General features: G+C 70.6%; 4 protein-coding genes. All 4 read right to left on the bottom strand.

What is annotated here, in order from left to right; translation table 11 throughout:
- The coding region (locus tag WA805_RS15930; RefSeq protein WP_425242723.1) for an acyl-CoA dehydrogenase family protein at window positions 1-367 on the bottom strand (367 nt) is incomplete at its 3' end.
- Window positions 364-1,527 (bottom strand): LLM class flavin-dependent oxidoreductase, encoded by a 1,164-nt coding sequence (locus tag WA805_RS15935; protein ID WP_422323925.1) that lies wholly within the window; start codon window positions 1,525-1,527, stop codon window positions 364-366. The genes WA805_RS15930 and WA805_RS15935, both read right to left, overlap by 4 nt.
- The gene (locus tag WA805_RS15940) at window positions 1,524-2,342 is read right to left on the bottom strand and encodes an alpha/beta fold hydrolase (RefSeq protein ID WP_422275949.1); all 819 of its coding nucleotides are present in this window, start codon (window positions 2,340-2,342) and stop codon (window positions 1,524-1,526) included. The genes WA805_RS15935 and WA805_RS15940 overlap by 4 nt, the downstream gene beginning before the upstream one ends.
- A gap of 193 nt (window positions 2,343-2,535) precedes the next feature.
- On the bottom strand, window positions 2,536-3,036 hold a 501-nt coding region (locus tag WA805_RS15945; protein ID WP_425242724.1), incomplete at its 5' end, for an NAD(P)-dependent oxidoreductase.

Below are 3,036 nucleotides of genomic sequence, written 5' to 3' on the forward strand. Positions count from 1 at the left end.
GCGTGAACACCCGCCGCGCCCCCGCCTCGGGCAGCCAGCCGCCGACCAGCCCGCAGCAGCCGGCGCCGATCATGGCGGCCCAGGCAGTGGAGACGTCCGTGTACGCCAGCTCCTCGATCACGTCGCAGAACTCAAGAGGCGGCAACGGCGTGCCCCCCAGTGAGGCCGGCGTCTTCAGCCAGAACAGGCCCAGTGAGCGCAGCGTGGCGACCGCGTCCGGCGGCAGGGTGCGCAGCGACTCCGCCTCGTCCCCCGCCGCGGCGAAGGCGGCCCGGTGGCGCTGGATCCCGGTGAGCAGTTCCGCGCGCAGCCCGCCCGCGGCGGAATCGGCGGAATCGGCGGAATCGGCCAATACGCCGCCGCTCATGCCGGTGGCCCGTCTTCGGCCACACCCAGCGGACGGAGCTCGGGCATCACTTCGGTGGCGAACAGCTCAGCGCTGCGCGTCACCTGCTCGTGCGTCGACGGCCCGATCGCGAACAGCCCGATCAGCTGCCCGAACCCGCCGAGCTCGGCGTAGAGCGAACGCAGCCGGGCGGCCACCGACGACGGCGACCCGACGACGGCCTGGCCCGCGGCGAGCAGGTCCTCGTAGCTCGCGCCGGCGAAGCCCCGCATGCCCGACATGAGCACGCCGCGCAGCGAGCCAGGCGACATGTAGCCGGGGGGAGTCACCATCTGGGGGGTCTGCTTCAGCCCGCGATGGTAGAGCCACTCGAGCGCCGGCCGGGCCTCCGCGTGGGCCCGCGCGTCCGTGTCCGCCACGTAGACGGGCACCGAGAACGCGATCTTCTCCGGGTCGGCCACGTAGCCCAGGTCCGAAGCAGCCTGCCGGTACCCGTCGAACCAGCGGCGGACGATCCGCGTGGGCGCGTACACCGACATATATGTATAGCGATGCAGAGCGCAGAACTTCATCGTCTCTGTCGACCCGGCGCCAGGTATGTAGACCGGCGGGTGCGGAGACTGGACCGGCCGCGGCCAGATGTTCACGTACCGGTACTCGTAGTTCGCGCCGTACCAGGAGAACATCTCCTCCGACGTCCACGCCTTGACGATGAGGTCGTGCGCTTCGTCGAACCGCGACCTGGACTTGGTCGGGTTGATCGAGTGCGCGAAGTACTCCCAGCCGATGCCGCGGACGAACCCGGAGTCGACCCGCCCGCCGGACATCAGGTCGAGCATCGCGATCTCCTCGGCGACCCGCAGCGGGTTTCCGCGGATGGCGATCGCGTTGCCGAGCACCATGATCCGCGCCTGGGACGTGCGCCGGGTCAGCGCCGCGGCCATGAGGTTCGGCGACGGCATCAGCCCGTAGGCGCTCTGGTGGTGCTCGTTGACCGCGACGCCGTCGAACCCGAGCTGGTCGGCGTACTCGAGCTCGTCGAGGTACCGCGAATACAGGGAAGCGCCCAGCTTGGGGTCGAAGTTGGCGTTCGGGTACGTCAGCGCCGACGATTCGTACCGGGTGTCGAAGTCGTCGGGCAGGTACGGGTACGGCATCAGGTGAAAGAAGCTGAACTTCACTGGTTCGCTCCGCTCAGCGCCGACTGCGCCGTGTGCAGGAAGGACGCCACCACGCCGGCGAACTCCGCGGGCCGTTCGAAGTACATCGCGTGCCCGCAGTCCGCCACCTCCGCGAACCGCGCCCCGGGGATCAGGGCGGCGTACCGCTGGGCGTGCGCGACCGGGATGAGCCGGTCGTCGGACGGCGCGACGACCAGCGTGGGCGCGCTGATGCGGTGCAGCCGCCGCTCCAGCTTCGGGTTGTTCAGGTACGGCGTCCAGCAGATCCGGGCCAGCGCCGTCGTGTCCCGGTACGCGGCGAGCACCGTGTCGATGTCCGGCGTGGCCCCTGGCTCGGCGGCGGGGACCGGCGGCGGGTCGTGGAACAGCGTCTCGAGCAGCCGCGGCGGCGGCATGAGGAAGATGTCGGGCACCGGATGCTCGGGCAGCCGCAGCCCGGCGGCGCTCAGCAGCGTGAGCGACCGCAGGCGGTGCGAGGCGGCGACGGCGAGTTCCGCCGCGATCCAGCCGCCGAACGACGCCCCTACCACGTGCACCCGCTCAAGCCCCAGCGCGTCGAGCACGTCGAGGTAGTGGTACACGAGGTCGTCCATGGCCTCCACGAGCGGGAAGTCGTCGGACATGGCGAACCCCGGATGGTCCGGCGCGATCACGTCGAACCCGGCGCCCGCGAGCTGCCCGTGGAACTCTAGCCACGCGCCGGCGCCGCCGGCGGCGTGCAGGAACAGGACCGGCTCGCCCGAGCCGCCGCGGAACAGGTGCACCCGCCCTCCGGTCAGCTCCAGGTACTCCCCGGTTGGCGCATCATCTGGCACGGCGCTGCCTCCTACCGACTACCGATCTACGGTGATCCGTACTTCGATCCACGGGCGTGATAGCAGAATCAGTTGCCTGCCCGACGCAAGTCAAGGCTGTCGGACCGCCGTGAATCGGCGGCTGTGGGCGGCAACGAACTGGGGCGACCGCCTTTAGATCAGGCCCTCAAGATCGGGCCCTTACGATCGACGATCAGCTCCTGTCGAGCCAGCGCGCGATCTCGGTGTGGTCGGCATCGCCGGGCAGCTCGCCGAGGGCCGCCTCCCACGCGGCGAGCGCCGCCTCGCTCACCAGGGACGGCGTTCCCGTGGCGTGCTCGATGCCCAGCGCCAGCCGCATGTCCTTCACCATCAGCCGGATACTGAAGCCGGCGTCGAACTTCTCGGTGAGCACGTAGTTGGGCCACTTGTTCTCTGTCGAGCCGCTGCGCCCGCTGGACCCGTTGATGATGTCGAGCATGACGGCCGGGTCGAGCCCGAACCGGCGCCCGGCGATCAGCGCCTCGGAGCTGACGATCAGGTGCGCCGCGGACATCAGGTTGTTCAGCGCCTTGACCGCGTGCCCGGCCCCGGTGTCGCCGGCGTGCAGGACCCGCTTCCCGATGGCCGCCAGCATCGGCCGGGCCAGGTCGAACGCCTCAGGCGGCCCGCCGACCATGATCGTGAGCGTGCCGGCCCGCGCCCCGGACACGCC

Source organism: Trebonia sp. (genome assembly GCF_049794275.1).
In the GTDB taxonomy this organism is placed as follows: Bacteria; Actinomycetota; Actinomycetes; order Streptosporangiales; family Streptosporangiaceae; genus Trebonia.